Consider the following 18,071-nt stretch of genomic DNA (forward strand, 5'->3'; position numbering starts at 1 on the left):
GGCACCATGCAGAGCCGGTACGACCACCTCGCCTCCCCGGGGGCCCGCCAGCCCGTGTTCTCCCGCCGCGGCGTGGTGTGCACCTCGCACCCCCTGGCGGCCTCGGCCGGGCTGCGCATCCTGCAGGCGGGCGGCAACGCGGTCGACGCCGCGATCGCCGCGGCTGCCTGCCTCCCCATCCTGGAGCCCTGCTCGAACGGCCTCGGGTCGGACGCCTTCGCCCTCATCTGGGACGGAGGACGCCTGCACGGCCTCAACGGCTCGGGGCGTGCCCCCGCCGCTGCCTCCGCCGAGGGCTTGCGTTCCCGCGGCCTGACCGCGGTGCCCGAGCACGGGTGGGACGCCGTGACGGTGCCCGGCATGGTGCGCGCGTGGGCCGACGTGCACGCGCGGTTCGGACGCCTCGCATTCGCCGACGTGCTGGCGCCCGCCATCGAGTACGCCGAGCGGGGCGCGCCCGTGCCCGGCGTGGTCGCCTGGGGCTGGGGCCGCGGCGTCCGGGCGGTCCAGCAGCGGCAGGCAACCACCCCCGACCCGGCCCAGGAGCACTTCCTCCCCCTGTTCGCCCCGGCCCCGGCGGTCGGCGAGGTGCGCGCGCTTCCCGAGCTGGCTGAAACGCTGCGCGCCATCGCGGAGACACACGGTGAGGACTTCTACTCCGGCGACGTCGCCGCGCGGATCGCCGACTTCGCGGCCGCGACCGGGGGCGTCCTGACCCGCGAGGACCTCGCCGCCCACCGCAGCGCATGGGTGGAGCCGATCTCGGCGCGCTACCGCGACCACGAGGTGTGGGAGATCCCGCCGAACGGGCAGGGCATCGCGACGCTGATCGCCCTGAACATCCTCGACGGGCTGTCGCCCGAGCAGGCCGCCGACTGGCACACCCAGGTCGAAGCCGTGAAGCTGGCCCTGGCCGACACGCACGCGCTCGTGGCCGACCCCGACGTCGCCGAGGTGCCGACCTCCGAACTCCTGTCGGCCGAGCACGCCGCGCGCCGCAGGGCCGCGATCAGCGAGCGCGCCTCCGACCCCGTCGCCGTCGACCCCCGGGCCTCCGACACCGTCTATCTCTGCGCCACCGACGAGGACGGGATGATGGTCAGCTTCATCCAGTCGAACTTCGCCGGCTTCGGGTCGGGCGTCGTGGTGCCGGGCACCGGGGTCGCGCTGCAGAACCGCGGCTCCGGCTTCTCACTCGAGCCCGGCCACCCCAACGAGCTGGCGCCGGGCAAGCGGCCTTTCCACACGATCATCCCGGGCTTCCTCACCCGCGGCGGCGAGGCGGTCGGCCCGTTCGGCGTGATGGGTGGCCACATGCAGGCCCAGGGCCACCTTCAGGTCGCGCTGCACACGATCGACGGCGGCCTGGACCCGCAGACGGCGCTCGGGCGACCGCGCTGGTTCTGGGACGCCGCGACCGGGCAGGTGCTCGTCGAGGACACCGCCGGGCCCGACGCCGTCGCCGCCCTGCGGGAGCGGGGCCACGACGCGGTCGTCGCGGAGCACAGCGGCATCTTCGGGCGCGGTCAGGCCATCTGGCGCATCCCGGACGGCTACGTCGCCGGCAGCGAACCCCGCGCCGACGGCGTCCCGATGGCCTGGTAGCGGCGACGTAGCGCCATCTGGACCACCCCCGCCACGCTCGACCGACGACGCCTCACGCATCACCCCTTGTCAGGTCGATGCAGGCCGGTCGAGTGAGAAAATCGTGTGGTCCGAATGGTGTGACGATCAGCCGAACAGCGCCGCGCGCAGCTCCTCGACCGTGTCCACGACCGCCACGGACGGCTCGGCGCGCAGGGCGTCCGGGTCGCCCGCGCCCCAGGTGACCCCGATGCCGGCCATGCCTGCGGCCCGGGCGGCCTGGAGGTCGACCACCGCGTCGCCGACGTAGGTGCAGTCTGACGCCTCGGAACCCAGGCGCTCTGCGGCCAGCAGCAGCGGCGCCGGGAGCGGCTTGTGCTCGGTGGTGTCCTCCAGCGTGGCCAGCACCGGCACGTTTATGCCGAGCACGCCGGCGAGGTTCTCGGCGCTCTCCCGCCGCCGCGAGGTGGCGATCCCGACCCGCACGCCCGCCGAGGCCAACTCGGTCAACAGTCCGTCAAGCCCCGGGTAGGACTCGAGGTAGGTGGCCACGTTGTCGCGCTGCCAGGCCGAGTAGGCCTCCATGAGCTCGGTCACGCGTTCTGGCCCGCCCAGCTCGGCCATCATGTCCGGCAGCGTGCGCCCGATGGTGGCCCGGATCTGCTCGTCGGTCATCGACGGCAGGTCGTGCTGCTCGATCGTCCAGCGGTAGCTCGCCAGGATGAGGGGGATCGTGTTGGCGAGCGTGCCGTCGAAGTCGAACAGGACGGTGCCCCAGCGCGGTTCAGTCACGGCGCCCACCGTAGCGAGTGGCCCTCAGAGCCAGTCGACCCACCCGCCGTGCGGGCTGCAGCGGGCCACGGGCTCGCAGTCGAGCCCGAGCACGAAGTGCGGACGCCCGTCGTCCGGTACGCGGCCGTACAGGGCGGGCACGACCTTGCCGCCCTCGAACGACACCCAGCGGACGCCGCTGGCCACGATCGCCGCCTGGGAGGCCTCGCGTCCCGCGCGCTCCAGGTAGGCGAGCGTGGCCGAGTGCATCAGGACGGGGGTGGCGCCCAGGGCGTCCGCCGTCGCGACGGCGTGGTCGAGGAAGGCAGGCAGGTCGTCGGGCAGGCGTCCGGTGAGAACCGGCGGCGGGTCGAGCGCCGCGACCGCCAGCGCCGCGACCAGGCGCGCCTCCCGGGCGTCCTCGCCGGGCCAGACCAGCGAGCGCAGCCAGCGCGCTTCGTCGGGGTGGTCGGCCGGGAGGGGGCTGGCGTCCAGCCCCTCGCGGTGCACGACGACGAGGTCGGCGGGCGAGGCGGGCGGCGAGCCGGTGACGGCGCAGTCGAGGACGGGGGCGCCCGGCCAGGCTTCCCGCCCGGCGATGATCGGCCCGCCGTCGTAGCGGTAGCGGTACCGGTCGGGAAGCAGCAGCAGCCCGGCGGACGCCCCAACCTCGAACAACGCGACCGGCTGCGGCAGCGAGGCCAGCAGCGGCGCGAGGACGGCGCACCGTCCGGGCTCGTTGGTCTGCGTGGCGCGCGAGAGGATGGTCGCCTCGACCTCGGGCCAGTGGGCGTCCAGCCAGGCGATGAGCTCCGGGCCACCCACGAGGGGGCCGTCGTGGTACTTCAGGGCGCCGAGGAAGACGTTCGGCTGGCGCTTGGCGCCGGGCAGGGCGTCCAGGCGCTCGGAGACGGCGGGGGTGTCCGCGATCCAGCGGCACAGCGCGGCCCAGGTCGGCGAGGTCGGACCGGCCTCGGTGGCGAACCAGCGGTACAGCTCCTCGATCGGCTTGCGGGCGTACGCGTGGGCGTCCTTCACGCGGCCAGCGTAGAGCGACGCCGGGCCGCCGGTTAGGGTGGCGCCATGACGCAGCCTGTCCCCGACCAAGAGATCTGGGCCACCATCCGCGCAGAAGCGGCACGCGACGCGGCGGCCGAGCCCTGTCTGGGCGGCTACCTGCACGAGGCGATCCTGAGGCACAACAGCCTGATGGAGGCCCTCGGCAGCATGCTGTCGCACAAGCTGGCCAACCCGGTGATGTCGCCGTTGACCCTGCTCGACCTGGTCGAGGAGGCGTTCGCCCACGACCCGTGGATCGAAGAGTCGGTGCTGGCCGACCTCCAGGCCGTCGTCACCCGCGACCCGGCCACGCGCGGCTACAGCCAGCCCCTGTTGTACTTCAAGGGGTTCCACGCCGTGCAGAGCTTCCGGATCGCCCACCACTTCTGGGTGAGCGAGCGCCACGCGCTGGCGCTGTGGCTGCAGAGCCGCATCTCGGAGGTGTTCGCCGTCGACATCCACCCCGGCGCGCGCATCGGCCGCGGCGTCATGTTCGACCACGCCACGTCGGTGGTGATCGGCGAGACCGCCGTGATCGAGGACGACTTCTCGATGCTGCACGAGGTGACCCTCGGCGGCACCGGCAAGGTCGGCGGCGATCGCCACCCGAAGATCGGCCGCGGCGTCATGATCGGCGCCGGCGCGAAGGTTCTCGGCAACATCCGCGTGGGCGAGGGGGCGAAGATCGGGGCCGGTTCGGTGGTGCTGGAGGACGTCCCGCCGCACACGACCGTGGCCGGCGTCCCCGCCAAGCAGATGAGCCGGTCGAAGGAACCCTTCCCGGCCCTGTCGATGGACCAGAACTTCTCGTGCGAGGACGAAGCATGACCGAGCAGCAGGCCGACGAGACCGCGCCCGAGCCCGTCGCGCCCGACACGAAGGACTGGACGTGGGTGCTGGAGCGCCCCTGCCCCGAGTGCGGGTTCGACCCGGCGTCGGTGGTGCCGACGTCCGTCCCGCGCATCATCGTCGAGGCGTCCGACCGGTTCGGGCTCGCGTTGGAGGAGGCGGACGCCGGCGTCCGGACCACGCCGGGGGTGTGGTCGACGGTCGAGTACGGCCAGCACGTCGCCGACGTGCTCGAGGTGATGACCGACCGGCTCGGGCTCATCCTGGACGCCGAGGGCGCCGGGGCGTCCTTCGCCGACTGGGACCAGGATGCGGCGGCCGTCGAGAAGGAGTACTGGAAGGCCAACACGCACGTGACGGCCATCCTCATCAAGGAGCGGGCGGCCGCGGCCGCCGAGGCGTGGGGCGAGCCCACCGCCGAGCAGTGGGAGTGGTCCGGGCGGCGCGGCGACGGCGTGACGTTCACGGCCGCGGCGCTGGGCCGCTATCTCGTGCACGACCTGCTGCACCACCTGCACGACGTGGACGCCTGAGGCGCTACCAGGTCGCCAGGCGCGTCCCCTTCAGCCAGGCCGTCAACCCGTCGGCCAGCTGCCTCTGGAAGGCGCGCAGCGTCGGCAGCCCCGGTGGCGCGGGCTCGCGGCTCCGCCACGTGGTGTAGGCCGCGAGGCCGACCATCGTGTCGACCAGTGGTTCGGTGCCCACGCCGCAGTGGGACGCGATGCGCTCGAGCACGGCGTCCGTCGCCGCGATGCTGGCCGGGTCGCCCTGGGCGGCGAGTTCGGACGCCAGTGTGGCGGCGTCCAGCCAGCGCGCGGCCGCCATCGCCCAAGGCCAGTCGATGACCACGACCCGCTCCGCCGCCGGCTCCTCGCCGCGTCGCATGAGCACGTTGTCGGCCCGCAGGTCGAAGTGGCACAGGCTGTCGCCGTCGAGGACGGCGAGGCTGGCGTCCGCCCGGGCGGCGAGCGCCGGGAGCCGTTCGCGCACCCACGGGTCGAGGTCGCCCGGGGGATCGGCGAGGCAGCGAGCGAAGCCGTCCCACATGGCCGCGCACTGCGCGGTGGCGGGCGCGAGCGGCAGCGGGCTGGGCGTGAGGCGGTCCGACAGCGCGAGGACGGCGTCCAGGACCGGGGTGAACGCCCCGAGCGTCCACGGCAGGACGGGGTGGTCGGCGTCGAGGTATTCCAGGACGAGCACGACCCAGCCGTCGCGCTCGAAGCCGCCCAGGAGGGCGGGCGCCGGCAGGCCCGGCGGCAGGGCGCGCATCACGCGCAGCTCCGCGCGGTGGATGGCTGGACTGTCGGGGTTGAGGTCGGGGTGGACGGCCTTGACGAACGCGGCCGTGCCGTCGGTACAGGTCACGCGGTCGGCGGTGCCCGGCGAGAAGCCGCCGGGGTGCGAGGCGTGGCCGACGACCGGCGCGCCGAGGATCGTCTCGACCTCGGCGCGCACGGCGACGGGCAGGTCGGGCCAGGTGATACGGGGCATGGGCCCCAGTCAACCACCGGGCCCGGGGTTCAGGCCTTCTGGCCCTCGTGCCTGCCCTCGGCGATCTCCTCGACGAGCTTGGCGTTGAACGCGGGCAGGTCGTCCGGCGTCCTGCTGGAGACCAGCCCGTGGTCGACGACGACCTCCTGGTCGACCCAGGTGGCGCCGGCGTTGGCGAGGTCGGTCTTGAGGCTCGGGTAGGACGTGAGCGTCCGGCCCCGGAGCACGTCGGCGTCGGTCAGGATCCAGCCGCCGTGGCAGATCACCGCCACGGGCTTGCCGGCGTCGAAGAACGCCTTGGTGAAAGCGACGGAGTCGGCGTCCATGCGGAGGTGGTCGGCGTTGACGACGCCACCCGGCAGGACGAGCGCATCGTAGGAGCCGGCGTCCGCGCCGCCCGACGTGCGGTCGACGGACTGCTTGTGGCCATTCTTGCCCTCGACCTCGCCGACCTTCGGGGCGACGAGCTCGGCGGCGGCGCCGGCCTTCTCGACCGCCTCCCAGGGGCTGGTCAGTTCGGAGTCCTCGTAGCCGTCGGTCAGCAGAAATGCCACCTTCTTGCCGGTCAGGTCAACCATGTTCTCTCCTTCGTTGGTTCCATCCACCCTAGTCACTCCCCCATGACGACTAAAGGCACGCCCCCGGGTCTAGCCTGTGGACCCATGCTGCCGCTCCCGCTGCCCCTCGAGCCCATGCTGGCGCGCGCCGTGCCGGAGGTGCCGGTGGGGCGTCCGGGCGAGCTCAGCTACGAGCCCAAGTGGGACGGGTACCGCTGCATCGTCGCCCGTGACGGCAACCGCGTCGACCTGTGGAGCCGCAGCCGCAAGCAGCTGAACGGGTACTTCCCCGAGGTCGTCGCCGCCTGCCGCCGGTACCTGCCGGAGCAGGTGGTGCTGGACGCCGAACTGGTCGTCCGCACGGGGCCGCCGGGGGCGCAGAAGCTGGACTGGGAGGCGCTGAGCGTCCGGATCCACCCGAGCGCGAAGCGGGTTGCGGCGCTGGCCGAGCAGACCCCCGCCGAGGTGGTGTGCTTCGACCTGCTTGCGATCGCCGACCTCGACCTGACCCCGCTCCCCCAGCGCGAGCGCCGCGCCGCACTGGTGCAGTTGCTCTCCGGCCTGCCGGACGCCGCGCCGGTGCACGTCACGCGCGCGACCGACGACCCGGACGAGGCCCGGGCCTGGTTCGACTCCTTCGAGGGGGCCGGGCTCGACGGCGTGGTCGCCAAGCGCACCGACGCCCCCTACGCGCCCGGGCAGCGGACGATGATGAAGGTCAAGCACGCGCGGACGGCCGAGGCCGTCGTGATCGGCTACGGGCTGTCCAAGGGCGCGTCGCCCGGCTCGGGCGCGCGCACGAGCGTGGGGTCGATCCACCTGGGCCTCTACGACGACGGCGAACTTCTACCGGTGGGTGGCATCGGCGCGTGGCCGGACGCCGTGCGTGGCCAGCTGGCCGCCGTGCTGGAGCCCCTCGTGCTGACCGGCGCCGAGGCCGACGCAGCCCCCCGGCCCAAGGACATGACCCGCACGGGGGTGCGGGAGTTCGTGCCGGTGCGTCCCGAACTCGTCGTCGAGGTGGCGTTCGACCAGCTGGAGGGACGCCGCTTCCGGCACGCCGCCCAGTTCGTGCGCTGGCGTCCGGACCGCGAGCCGGAGTCGTGCACGCTCGACCAGGTGGAGCGGGCTCCCGCCTACGACCTCGACCAGGTGCTGCGTCCCTGAGGGCTCACGCGTAGGCGGACAGGTCACCCTCGCCGCGGGCCATCGCGTCGAACAGCGCCGCCGCCCTCTTCTCGTCCCACAGGACGCTCGAGCCGGCTTGGGTCTGCGCGTCACGGTCGCCGATGGGCACCATCAGCGTGTCGCCCTGGCCCGTCGCGATCCGGAGGCCGCCCTGTGCCAGCCCGAGCAACTCGCCGGGCCCGGTGCCCTCGCCGACCGTGATGCCCCGCGAGAGCGACCAGTTCAGTCCGAACCACCGCGGCGGCACGACGATCGTCATCGGCGACAGCGACTTCTTGGCCAAGGCCCCGATCATCTCGCGCTGTCGCTTGGCGCGGCCCAGGTCACCCTCGGGGTCGAGCTTGCGCATGCGGACGTAGCCCAGCGCTGTCGGACCGTCCATCAGCTGGCACCCGGCCGGGATGTCGAGGTTCGACAGTGGGTCGTTGATCGCCTTCTCGGGGCACATCTCGATGCCACCCACGGCGTCCACGACGTTCGCGAAGCCGCCGAACCCGATCTCGGCGAAGCCGTCCACGCGCAGGCCGGTGTTCTCCTCGACGGTGTCGACGAGCAGGGCCGGCCCGCCGATCGCGTAGGCGGCGTTGATCTTGTTCCGGCCGTGCCCGGGGATCGGCACGTACGAGTCGCGCGGGATCGAGATGAGCGCCGCCCGACCGGCCGGGGGGACGTAGAGCAGCATGATCGTGTCGGTGCGGCGTCCGGCGTCGCTGCCGGTGCCGAGGCGCTTCTGCTCCTCCTCGGACAGGCCTTCGCGCGAGTCCGACCCGGCCAGCACGAACACGTGGCCGGGGGTGTCGGCGGGGCGGTCGCCGCCCGGATCTGCGTCCACGCGCGGCATGAACGGCCACGTCACGAGCGGGATGACGACGAGGTACGCCAGCAGCAGAGCCACCACCCAGCGCAGCACGCGCCCGCGGCGCCCGGACGCCCGGGCGGGCGGCAGGGGTGGGGCGGCTGGGCGGGCCGGGGGCGGCGTCGGCACCGTGCGGTGGGTGGACGCCGTGGGCGGCGGCCCGTACGCGGGCGGCCCGCTGGGGGGCTGCTGCCCGTAGTGGCCCACCGGGGTCGGGCCACCGTACTGCGCCGGCGGCTCGTGGGGCGGCGGGGCAGGCTGCTGACCGGGTCCGTCGGCGTAGTGGCCGCGCCGGTAGAGCCAGTCCTCGTCGTCGGTGGGAGTCACCTGACCCACGCTAGTCGCCCCGTCCCGCTCGGACATCCGACTCCGGGCCGAATGAGCTACAGGACGGCTACGACCGAGCCCACGCGCTCCCCGTGGCCGAGCACGGGCACGTCACCGAGCCGCGCGACGGCGTCCGGGTCGACGCCGAGCATGCCGAGCACGGCCGCACCGACCACCCGTGCCGCGCGGGCCCCGTCGGCGATCTTGACCGCGACGCCGCGTCCGTCCGGGAGGCCGACGGCCAGCACGGCCTCGGCGCCCTCCTTCGCGATCACGCCGGGGACGTCGGCCATCAACACGCTGTCCGGGCGGTTGGTGCCGCCAACGAACCAGGGGTGGGAGACCATCGCCGCGGCGACGCGCGCCTCGGGGCCCGACGGGGCCGAGGCGATGCGCCCCAACGCGCGGGCCAACCCGGCTAGCTCGAAGGCGTGGACGGGGGCCCCGCAGCCATCGGTGACGGTCGCCACGACGGGGCTGCCCGTGAGTTCTGCGACCACGTCGGTGATGAGCCGCTGGAGGGGGTGCTGGGGATCGAGGTAGGTCGCGGTGTCCCAGCCGGCGGCCAGGCACGCGGCGAGCATGCCGGCATGTTTGCCGGAGCAGTTCTGCGCGACCCGCTCCTTGCCGCGGCCGGACGCCAGCCACGCGGCCAGGGCGTCCTCGCCGACGGGGCGGTCGGGGGTGTTGCGGAGCGCCTCCTCGTCGAGGCCGGACGCCGCGAGCGCGGCCCGGACGCCCGCCAGGTGGGCGTCCTCGCCGGAGTGTGAGGCGCAGGCCAGGGCGAGGGCCTCCCCGGCCAGTGCGGCGCCCGCGCGCAACATGGCGACGGCCTGCAGTGGCTTGAGCGACGAGCGCGGCAGCACCGGCGTGTTGGGGTCGCCCCACGCGCGCTCGACGGTGCCATCGGGAGCGGTGACCACCGCCAGCCCCCGATGGACCGACTCGACGAAGGACGCGCGGACGACGTGCGCCACGACGGGCGCCTCCAGCAGGCTCATGGTGCGCCAATCTAGGTCGAGGGGGCTGTCGGCGCACAACACCGGGGCTTTCGGCAGAGGAACCCGGGGCTCTCGGCGCACAAGACCGGGGCTCTCGGCGGTTGCCAACCTGAGATTTTCCTTAGAGATCCTCATGTGACACCATGGAGCCGTGCCTTTCCTGAGCCCCCTTCGTGCCATTGCCGCCTCGACGGTCGCGCTGGCCGTGACGGCGTCCGCGGGCCTGGTCCTCGCGTCGGCGCGGGAGCCGGGCGTCGGACTGGCCGTCCCCGCCGAGCAGGACGCCGCGGCTCTGGTCGAGGCCCAGCGCGCCGAGCGCCAGGCCCTCATCACCAGCCGCGCGGCCGAGCGCGAGGCCCTGCAGACCGCCCTCATGGTCGCCGTCGAGCAGCGCAACGCCGCCCTGACCACCACCTCCGGCGCGATCGACGCCACCGAGGCCGCCATCCAGCAGCAGCGCGCAGAGCAGGCCGCAGCCGAGAAGGCGGCCGCCGAGAAGAAGGCCGCGGAGAAGAAGGCGGCCGAGGAGAAGAAGGCGGCCGAGGACAGGACGGCCGCCGAGAAGAAGGCCGCGGCCCCCCAGGGGGGCAGCCGCTCGGCCAACAAGGAACTCGGCCGCCACCTCGCTGCCACGCTGTACGGGTGGACCGGCGAGCAGTTCACCTGCTACGACAACATCATCATGGGCGAGTCCCTGTGGGACCAGTACGCCGACAACCCCACCTCGAGCGCCTACGGCATCCCCCAGGCCCTGCCCGGCAAGCGGATGGCCAGCGAGGGCGCCGACTGGAAGACCAACCCGGCGACCCAGATCAAGTGGGGCCTGAAGTACGTCAAGGAGCGCTACGGCACCCCGTGCAAGGCGTGGGCGTTCAAGCGCGCCAAGGGCTGGTACTGAGCCCAGCTAGGCTGACCGGGTGACCGACCACCCGACCTGGCCGCCCCAGCAGCAGCCCCCGGCCGGCTACCCGGCCGCATGCGCCTACCACCCGGATCGCCCCGCCGGCGTCCGCTGCCAGCGCTGCGGCAACCCGATCTGCGGCGACTGCATGGTCGAGGCCCCCGTCGGCCACCAGTGCCGTCGCTGCCTCGCCCAGGGCATGGCGATGACGCGCCAGGCCGAGGGGCCCTACGGCGGCCGGCGCTCCACGAACCCGGCGCTGACCTCGATCGTGCTCATCGCTCTGAACGTGGCCGTCTGGCTCGGCATCTTCCTCACCGGCGGCTTCGGTGGGCGGCTGAGCAACCTGGTCGCCCTCACCCCGGGTGGCGTGTGCGAGGTCGGGTCGGACGCCTACGTGGGCGTCTCCGGCGAAGTGTGCACCGCGCAGGGCGGCGCGTTCCTGCCCGGCCCGCTCGACGGCGGCTGGTGGCAGATCATCACCTCGGCGTTCACCCACATCAGTCCTCTGCACATCGGCATGAACATGCTGGCCCTGTGGATCCTCGGGCCAGCGATCGAGCGGGTGCTGGGCCGCGCCCGGTTCCTGGCGGTCTACTTCGTCTCGGCCCTGGTGGCTTCGGCGTTCATCCTCTGGCTCGCCTCCCCGACCACCACGACGCTGGGCGCCTCGGGCGCGATCTCGGGCCTCATGGGCGCCCTGCTCGTGCTCGTCCTCCGCAACCGCGGCGACGCACGCACGGTCCTGATGTGGATCGGCATCAACGTGGTCATCACGGTGGTCGGCAGCGCCGGCATCTCGTGGCAGGGCCACCTGGGTGGGTTCGTGGGCGGCGTCCTCACGACGCTGGTGATCATCGCGCTGCGCAAGGCGAGGCCGTGGCAGTGGATGGCGGTCGCCGGCGTCGGCGTGCTGGCCCTGGTCGCGATGGCGGCCCGGACGCTGGTGGGCTGAGGCTCAGTCGTCCGAGGTCGGCCGGACGCTGATGACGACCGACCAGCTGCGCTCGTCGCCGCCCTCGTACTCGGCCAGCAGCGCGCGCAGGCGGCGCTTCAACTCGTCCCGGCGCTCGCCGTCGGCATGCACGGTGGTGAAGAAGACGTCGGCGTCGCCCAACTCGGGCTCGTCGGCGCTGATGCTGCCCATCAGGTAGTCGCCGAAGCCGGCCGCGCTGCGCCCGGCACGCCAGACCAGGCGCGTCGTCCGGTAGGGGATCTCCACGGCGTTGCGGGAACCACGGCGGACCTCGCCCGGCGCGAGGAAGCCGGCGGCGACCAGCGTGCGCACGTGGTGCAGCATCGAGCCCGGGTTCACGCCCAGGAGGTCGGCGAGCTCCTTGTTGGTGAGGGCCTCGGACATGCACGCGCGCAGGATGCGCCAGCGGACGGGCGAGGCCAGGGCACGTGCGCGGGTGGCGATCGTCTCGTCCTCGACGAGGTGCGTAGCACCTTCGGGCCCCTCACCAGGTTCCTTGAGCATGCTCCCCTCCCCCCGCCGATCAGTCATACGCCACGGCAACTGTGCCATATCAAGGGCAAACGTCGCACACGACCGGTGCCGCGGCACCCCGAGGCGGACGCCCAAGCGGGGCGGGTGTCGTGTCATGCTGGGCGCCATGATCCTCATCGACGAGCCTGTCTGGCCCGCGCACGGGACGGTGTGGGGCCACGTGGTGTCCGACGCGTCCCTGGAGGAGCTCCACGCCTTCGCCCGGCGGGTCGGCCTGCCCGCGCGCGCCTTCGACCACGACCACTACGACTACCCCCTGGCCCGACAGCGCGACCTCGTCGTCGAGGGCGCCGCCCAGGTGCCCTCCACCGAACTGGTCAGGCGCCTCGTGGCGTCCGGCCTGCGCGTCCGCCCCGCCCACCGCACGCCCTCGCGCGCGCAGGCGTGCGACCACGTCCGGGCGGCCTGGCCCCTGCCGCGGATGGACTGGCTGCGGGAGGAGCTGATCGGGCGGTGGGGCGAGGAGCACCGCCGCTACCACGACCTCCGCCACCTGGCGTCCTGCCTGTTGGCGCTCGGCGCGCTGGGCTGCACCGACCGCGTCGTCCACCTCGCCGCCTGGTTCCACGACGCCGTCTGGCACGGCGACGCCGGCGAGGACGAGGAGGCGTCCGCCGTGCTGGCGGAGCAACGGCTGGCGGGCGTCCTGCCGGCCGGCGAGGTGGCCGAGGTCGCGCGCCTCGTCCGCCTCACCAGCACCCACGACCCGGCACCGGGCGACCACCGTGGCGCCGCCCTCGTGGACGCCGACCTAGCAACCTTGGGTGCGCTGCCGGGCCGCTACCACGTGTACGCCCGGGACATCCGGCTCGAGTTCGACCACCTCGACGCCGACACCTTCGCCGGCGGCCGCGCGCAGGTCCTGCGCCGCCTGCTGGCCCTCGACCCCCTCTACCGGACGCCGACGGGCGACCAGCTGTGGGCGCAGCAGGCCAAGGCCAACATGGAAGCCGAACTGGCCTCCCTCAGCGGGTGATGGGTTACGGACCGAGTTGGCACGGCACCACGTCGTCGTGGCACGGTGGGGACCATGACGTTGCTGAAACCGCTGGGCGAGGAAACCTGGGGCGGGGCCACATGGCCGCTCGGGGCACACATCGACCCGGCCGACGGCGCGACCACGTTCGCCGTGGCCGCCCCCCGCGCCACCCGCGTGAGCCTCGAGTTCTTTCCCGCGGCGCGCGGCGCGGACGCCGAATTGTCCGTCCCGATGGCGCTCGGCGAGGACGGGGTCTGGCGCGCCAAGGTCCACGGGGCGCGGCACGGCACGTTGTACGGCTTCCGCGTGTGGGGCTCCAACTGGCCGCACGTCGCGGGGTGGGAACCGGGCTCGGTGGCCGGCTTCGTCGCCGACCGCGACGACGAGCTGAACCACTTCAACCCCAACAAGGTGCTGTTCGACCCGTACGCTCGCGAGGTCACGCACAACCCGATGGGCGTGGGTGCCGAGCGCGCCTGGTTCGGCAGCGGCCCGGTCGACGTCGACGGACGCCCCGGCCGCACGGTCGACACCGCGCGCATCGCCCCCAAGGCCGTCGTGATCGAGGACGACACCTCCTTCGGCAGCCACCCCAAGCACCCCGAGGAGGACAACGCGATCTACGAGGCGCACGTGAAGAACCTCACGCTGCACCCGTCCGCGGCGAAGCTGGGCGACCTGCTCGCCGGCGTCCCCGGCTTCGAGGGGCTGCCGAACATCCCGGACGCCCTGCGCGGCACCTACGCCGGGGCGGCCCTCATGGCGCCCTACCTGAAAGCCCTCGGCGTCTCCGTGATCGAGCTGCTGCCCGTGCACGAGACCGACTCCGACCAGGTCGGGGCCGTCGCCGGCACGACCAACCACTGGGGCTACCAGACGCTGGCGTTCTTCGCCCCCAACCGTGACTACAGCTCCGACAAGGGGCTCGGCGGCCCCACCCGGGAGTTCAAGGAGATGGTCCGGGCGTTCCACGAGGCGGGCATCGAGGTGTTCCTCGACGTCGTCTACAACCACTCCGCCGAGGGCGGCAACTGGGGTGGCGACCTCGACTCGGCCGGCTTCACGACGCTCGGCGGCTTCGCGACCACCGAGTACTACGCGCTCACCAGCGAGGGTGGCCTCATCGACGGGGCGACGGGCACGTCGAACCAGATGAACTTCTCCTCGCGCGTCACGGGAATGCTGGTGCTCGACTCCCTGAAGCACTGGCACCACACGATGGGGGTGGACGGCTTCCGGTTCGACCTCGCCCCCGTCCTGGGCCGCCGGCCGCTGGAGGCCGAGGCCGAGGACTGGGAGGCCCAGCGCCGCTTCTTCCCCGAGCACCCGCTGCTGCGCAGCGTCCGGACGTGGGCCGCCGCGAACCAGGTCGAGGTCATCGCCGAGGCGTGGGACCTGTGGGGCTATGAGGTCGGCAACTTCCCGTCGGGCTGGGGCGAGTGGAACGGGCGGTTCCGCGACGCCATGCGCTCCTACCTCAAGGGCGACGGCAACACCGACGACTTCATGGCGTTCTTCAACGGGGACTGGTTGCACTTCAACGACTCGGGCGGCCCGCAGAAGTCGGTGAACTTCGTGACCGCCCACGACGGCTTCACGATGTTCGACCTCGTCTCCTACAACGACAAGGTCAACGACCAGCCCTACCCGTTCGGTCCCTCCGACGGCGGGTCGGACAACAACATCAGCTGGGACTCCGGTGGCGACCAGGCGTTGCGCCGGACGCGCTGGCGCAACTTCTGGCTCACCACCTTCCTGGCCCGGGGCGTCCCGATGATCGTCTCCGGCGACGAGTACGGGCGCACCCAGAACGGCAACAACAACCCGTGGTCGCTGAACACGGTCGGCATCTGGAACAACTGGGCCCAGGCGGGGTCGAACGCCCCCACCCAGGTGCCGGTGGACCCGGACCAGCCCGATTTGCCCGGCTACCACGACGTCGTCGGGGCTACCGACGGCGCCGAGGGCGTCAACCCGCTGCTGCGCTTCGCCGCGTACGTCGCGCACCTCCGCGCGACCCAGCCGACGTTCCGGCAGCGCACGTGGGGCGACACCCAGATCGGTGGCGACGCCGTCAGCTACGTCTACTTCGGGACGGCCCTGAACGACGCACCGCGTCCGGGGGACCGCCAGATCGCCGTGGCCATCGACTCCGGCCAGACCGACGGCGACGACTTCTGGGTGCTGCTCAACATGTACGACGAGCCCGCCACCTTCGACCTCGCCGAGTGGCAGGAGCAGTCGACCCACCAGCACGACTGGCATCGGATCATCGACACCGCGCCCTGGGCCGAGTCGGAGGGCAACTGCTGGGGCATGGACGACGCCCTCCACGTGACGGGCGAGTACACCGTCGAGCCGTGGTCTATCGTCGTGCTCCAGGCGCGTCCGACCGAGCCAGACGCCGAGCCGCAGAGCCTGTGGGGTCGCCTCGGAGGCGTCCAGGTGGACCGGGAAGGGCGCCCCTACCTGCGCGGCTTCCTCGACCGCATCCTGCCGCGCCTGCGCCGTGAATCCACGTCGACAAGCCTCGACACCACGCGAAAGGAGGTCCGATGACCACCACGATCCGGATCGAGAGAAGCTTCGACTGCCGTCCCGGACGCGTCTGGGACGCCTGGACCAAGCCCGACCTGCTGGACCGCTGGTTCTGCCCCAACCCAGACCTCCGCGTGTCCTCGCACGCGGACGCCCGCGAGGGCGGCGCCTACCGGGTGAACATGGGCGGGGAGTACATCGTCTCGGGCAGCTACCAGCGCCTGGAGGAGCCCGCCGTGCTCGAGTGCACATGGCAGTGGGAGCACGAGACGCTGACCACGCTGCTGCGCGTGGAGTTCGCCCAGAGAGGCTCCGGCGGCACGGACCTCGTGCTCGTCCACTCCGACTTCACCGACGCCGCGGACGCCGAGGCCACCCGCGAGGGCTGGGAGCTCAGCCTCGACCGGCTGGCCCAGCTGCTGGCGGGCTGATCCTCACTCGGTGACGTCGCGGCGCCGGAACACCGCCAGCGACACCACGCACGCCAGGGCGACGGCGACGAGCAGGTAGACCGTGCCCTGGCCCAGCGAGATCGTCCGCTCGACGTACTCGATCTCGAAGCCCTGCGGTGTCCTGCGCTGCACCGGCACCGAATAGGCATAGCTGCCCAGCAGGAAGGCCTGCACGTTGTTCTCGGGCAGCAGCCCTGTCAGCCGGTCGAACCCGGGGACGGCCATCAGGACCCCGAGCATCCCTTGGGCGAAGAGGTAGGCCAGCGGCACCGCCACGGCGGCGACCGTGCTGCGGAACACGACCGCCAGGCCCGCCCCGACCAGCGCCATCATGCCCCCGAACAGGACGCCTCGGCCGGCGGACTGCAGCGGCCCGACCCAGCTGCCCACGGCGTCCGGACCCTGGTGGGCAGCCACGGCGCCCCACGCGGTGAGCAGGGCGACGAGGAGCGCGGCGGCGCTGACCACCGCCCCGGCGAGCGCGACGACGACCATCTTGGACGCCCACACGCGCGGCCGTGACGGGACGAAGGTGAGCCACGTGGCCAGGGAACCGCTGCGGAACTCCGCCCCCCAGAAGGACGCGGCCATCAGGATGAGGAAGAGGCCCGCGGTGGTGCTGGCGCCGACCGTGGCGGTGCTGGTCGCGGAATCCCACGTCATCGGCTGGGGGTAGAACCACTCGGGCTGTGGCTCGGGCTGGGCACAGACGTCGGCGGGCGCTTCCGGGTCGCTGGCCCGGCAGAAGGCCTCCTCCTCCGCGTGGTGCTCGACCCAGTACGCGTGCTGCTCGGCGTAGGCGATCTTGCCCTGCGCGACCACGGCGGCCTCGGGCGGGCGGGTGGCCATGACGATCGACCAGCACATCGTGGCGAGGATGGCGAGGAGACCCAGCAGGGCCACCCACAGGCCGCGGCGGGCGACCCAACGGTGGGTCTCGGCACCGATCAGGCGGATCACGACGCCACCCCCTGGGGGGTGTGGCTGCTGTGCTGGGTGGCGGCGAGGTGCTCGCGCTCGGTGAGCGACAGGAACACCTGCTCCAGGGAGTCGACGGCTACCGTGAGCTCGGAGGGCCACAGGTCGGCCGAGCCGAGGAGGCGGGCGACGGCGGACGGGTCGACCGAGCTGCCGGGGCGTCCGACGACGAGGGCGCCGTCGGCGGCGGGGCTGACCTCGTAGGAGGCGTCCATGAGGACGCGGGCCGCGGCGTCGGTCGGCTTCACGACGACGCGCACGCGGCCGCCACCGCCGAGGAGCTCGCTGACGTGGCCCGAGCGCAGCAGGCGCCCGCGGCCGATGATGCTGACGGTGTCGGCAACCTGCTGCACCTCGGCGAGGAGGTGGGAGCTGACGACCACGGTGCGCCCCGCGTCGGCCAGGGAGCGCATGGTGGTGCGCACCTCGTGGAGGCCGGCGGGGTCGAGGCCGTTGGTGGGCTCGTCGAAGATGAGCAGTTCGGGGTCCTTGAGCAGGGTGGACGCGATCGCCAGCCGCTGCTTCATGCCGAGGGAGTAGCGGCCCACATCGTCGCGGGCCCGGGCCGCCAGGCCGACCTGCTCGAGCACCTCGCCGACGCGCGTGGCGGGGACGCCCACCGCCCGGGCCAGCAGGGCCAGGTTCGTGTGGCCCGACATGGTGGGGAAGAACTTGGGCGACTCGACGATCGCGCCGACGCGGTCGATGACCTGCGGCAGCTCGTCGGGGACCGTGTGGCCGAGCACCTCCATCGTCCCGGAGTCGGGGCGCAGCAGCCCCAGCAGCATGCGCAGGGCGGTGGTCTTGCCCGAACCGTTGGGGCCGAGGAGGGCGTGGACGCCGCCGCGCGGGACCGCGAGGTCGAGGCCCGCGACGGCGACGTTCGCGCCGTGGCGGAACGTCTTGCGCAGGTCGTGGGTGGAGACGGCCAGGCCGCTCAGGGGTGTTGTGCTCATGGGTCCATCCAAGCCCGGACACCCTGGCCACGGAACAGCCCAGGGTCGGGTCTGTCGGGGGCCGGGTCCACCCG

18 protein-coding genes are annotated in these 18,071 nt (G+C 73.0%); 9 read left to right on the forward strand and 9 right to left on the reverse strand.

The window, feature by feature from the left end; genetic code table 11:
* Nucleotides 1-6: 6 nt before the first annotated feature.
* On the forward strand, nucleotides 7-1,605 hold the full coding sequence (locus ET989_RS11735; protein ID WP_131169183.1) for a gamma-glutamyltransferase family protein: 1,599 nt from the start codon (nucleotides 7-9) through the stop codon (nucleotides 1,603-1,605).
* A gap of 126 nt (nucleotides 1,606-1,731) precedes the next feature.
* Here ET989_RS11735 and ET989_RS11740 read toward each other — a convergent pair whose 3' ends face one another.
* A complete protein-coding gene (locus ET989_RS11740) occupies nucleotides 1,732-2,376 on the reverse strand; it encodes an HAD family hydrolase (protein WP_131169185.1) in 645 nt (214 codons plus the stop codon).
* Between the two features lie 24 nt (nucleotides 2,377-2,400).
* Nucleotides 2,401-3,393 (reverse strand): DUF2332 domain-containing protein, encoded by a 993-nt coding sequence (locus ET989_RS11745; protein ID WP_165490156.1) that lies wholly within the window; start codon nucleotides 3,391-3,393, stop codon nucleotides 2,401-2,403.
* 45 nt (nucleotides 3,394-3,438) lie between these two features.
* Here ET989_RS11745 and cysE point away from each other — a divergent pair, with 45 nt between their 5' ends.
* Together cysE and ET989_RS11755 are read left to right on the forward strand one after the other, a co-directional pair.
* The gene (cysE, locus tag ET989_RS11750; RefSeq protein ID WP_131169189.1) at nucleotides 3,439-4,242 is read left to right on the forward strand and encodes a serine O-acetyltransferase; all 804 of its coding nucleotides are present in this window, start codon (nucleotides 3,439-3,441) and stop codon (nucleotides 4,240-4,242) included.
* Nucleotides 4,239-4,796 carry a DinB family protein gene (locus ET989_RS11755; protein WP_131169191.1) on the forward strand — a complete coding sequence of 186 codons (558 nt, stop codon included), beginning with the start codon at nucleotides 4,239-4,241 and terminating at the stop codon, nucleotides 4,794-4,796. Before cysE ends, ET989_RS11755 begins: the two co-directional genes overlap by 4 nt.
* 4 nt (nucleotides 4,797-4,800) lie before the next feature.
* On the opposite strand, the gene ET989_RS11760 is transcribed toward ET989_RS11755, so the two are convergent.
* A complete protein-coding gene (locus tag ET989_RS11760; protein ID WP_131169194.1) occupies nucleotides 4,801-5,754 on the reverse strand; it encodes a phosphotransferase in 954 nt (317 codons plus the stop codon).
* A 29-nt stretch (nucleotides 5,755-5,783) separates the two neighbouring features.
* Nucleotides 5,784-6,332 carry a type 1 glutamine amidotransferase domain-containing protein gene (locus tag ET989_RS11765; RefSeq protein WP_131169196.1) on the reverse strand — a complete coding sequence of 183 codons (549 nt, stop codon included), beginning with the start codon at nucleotides 6,330-6,332 and terminating at the stop codon, nucleotides 5,784-5,786.
* 84 nt (nucleotides 6,333-6,416) lie between these two features.
* On the opposite strand from ET989_RS11765, the gene ET989_RS11770 reads away from it, so the two are divergent.
* A complete protein-coding gene (locus ET989_RS11770) occupies nucleotides 6,417-7,478 on the forward strand; it encodes an ATP-dependent DNA ligase (RefSeq protein ID WP_206662333.1) in 1,062 nt (353 codons plus the stop codon).
* 4 nt (nucleotides 7,479-7,482) lie between these two features.
* Here ET989_RS11770 and ET989_RS11775 read toward each other — a convergent pair whose 3' ends face one another.
* Nucleotides 7,483-8,682 carry an LCP family protein gene (locus ET989_RS11775; RefSeq protein WP_131169200.1) on the reverse strand — a complete coding sequence of 400 codons (1,200 nt, stop codon included), beginning with the start codon at nucleotides 8,680-8,682 and terminating at the stop codon, nucleotides 7,483-7,485.
* Nucleotides 8,683-8,738: 56 nt separating this feature from the next.
* Nucleotides 8,739-9,683, reverse strand: coding sequence for an asparaginase (locus ET989_RS11780; protein ID WP_131169202.1), 945 nt, complete (start codon nucleotides 9,681-9,683; stop codon nucleotides 8,739-8,741).
* A gap of 151 nt (nucleotides 9,684-9,834) precedes the next feature.
* On the opposite strand from ET989_RS11780, the gene ET989_RS11785 reads away from it, so the two are divergent.
* Nucleotides 9,835-10,581, forward strand: a complete 747-nt coding sequence (locus ET989_RS11785; RefSeq protein WP_131169204.1) for an aggregation-promoting factor C-terminal-like domain-containing protein — start codon at nucleotides 9,835-9,837, stop codon at nucleotides 10,579-10,581.
* Nucleotides 10,582-10,600: 19 nt separating this feature from the next.
* Nucleotides 10,601-11,539: a rhomboid family intramembrane serine protease gene (locus ET989_RS11790; RefSeq protein ID WP_241656329.1), complete on the forward strand. Its 939-nt coding sequence runs from the start codon at nucleotides 10,601-10,603 to the stop codon at nucleotides 11,537-11,539.
* 3 nt (nucleotides 11,540-11,542) lie between these two features.
* Here the strand turns inward: ET989_RS11790 and ET989_RS11795 are convergent, their stop codons facing one another.
* Nucleotides 11,543-12,064, reverse strand: coding sequence for an ArsR/SmtB family transcription factor (locus ET989_RS11795; protein ID WP_131169207.1), 522 nt, complete (start codon nucleotides 12,062-12,064; stop codon nucleotides 11,543-11,545).
* A gap of 136 nt (nucleotides 12,065-12,200) precedes the next feature.
* Between ET989_RS11795 and ET989_RS11800 the strand changes: the two genes are divergently transcribed.
* Genes ET989_RS11800 through ET989_RS11810 form a run of 3 tightly spaced genes read left to right on the forward strand, consistent with a single transcriptional unit; the run spans nucleotide 12,201 to nucleotide 16,042 of the window.
* On the forward strand, nucleotides 12,201-13,070 hold the full coding sequence (locus tag ET989_RS11800) for a DUF4031 domain-containing protein (protein ID WP_131169209.1): 870 nt from the start codon (nucleotides 12,201-12,203) through the stop codon (nucleotides 13,068-13,070).
* Nucleotides 13,071-13,124: 54 nt separating this feature from the next.
* Nucleotides 13,125-15,632 (forward strand): alpha-amylase family glycosyl hydrolase, encoded by a 2,508-nt coding sequence (locus tag ET989_RS11805; RefSeq protein ID WP_131169211.1) that lies wholly within the window; start codon nucleotides 13,125-13,127, stop codon nucleotides 15,630-15,632.
* Nucleotides 15,629-16,042, forward strand: a complete 414-nt coding sequence (locus ET989_RS11810) for an SRPBCC family protein (RefSeq protein ID WP_131169212.1) — start codon at nucleotides 15,629-15,631, stop codon at nucleotides 16,040-16,042. Before ET989_RS11805 ends, ET989_RS11810 begins: the two co-directional genes overlap by 4 nt.
* Before the next feature lie 3 nt (nucleotides 16,043-16,045).
* Here ET989_RS11810 and ET989_RS11815 read toward each other — a convergent pair whose 3' ends face one another.
* Both ET989_RS11815 and ET989_RS11820 read right to left on the reverse strand, forming a co-directional pair.
* On the reverse strand, nucleotides 16,046-17,023 hold the full coding sequence (locus ET989_RS11815) for an ABC-2 transporter permease (RefSeq protein ID WP_131169214.1): 978 nt from the start codon (nucleotides 17,021-17,023) through the stop codon (nucleotides 16,046-16,048).
* On the reverse strand, nucleotides 17,020-17,997 hold the full coding sequence (locus ET989_RS11820) for an ABC transporter ATP-binding protein (protein ID WP_131169216.1): 978 nt from the start codon (nucleotides 17,995-17,997) through the stop codon (nucleotides 17,020-17,022). The genes ET989_RS11815 and ET989_RS11820 overlap by 4 nt, the downstream gene beginning before the upstream one ends.
* Between the last annotated feature and the right edge of the window lie 74 nt (nucleotides 17,998-18,071).

The sequence above is a fragment of the Propioniciclava sinopodophylli genome (genome assembly GCF_004324755.1).
Taxonomy (GTDB): domain Bacteria; phylum Actinomycetota; class Actinomycetes; order Propionibacteriales; family Propionibacteriaceae; genus Propioniciclava; species Propioniciclava sinopodophylli.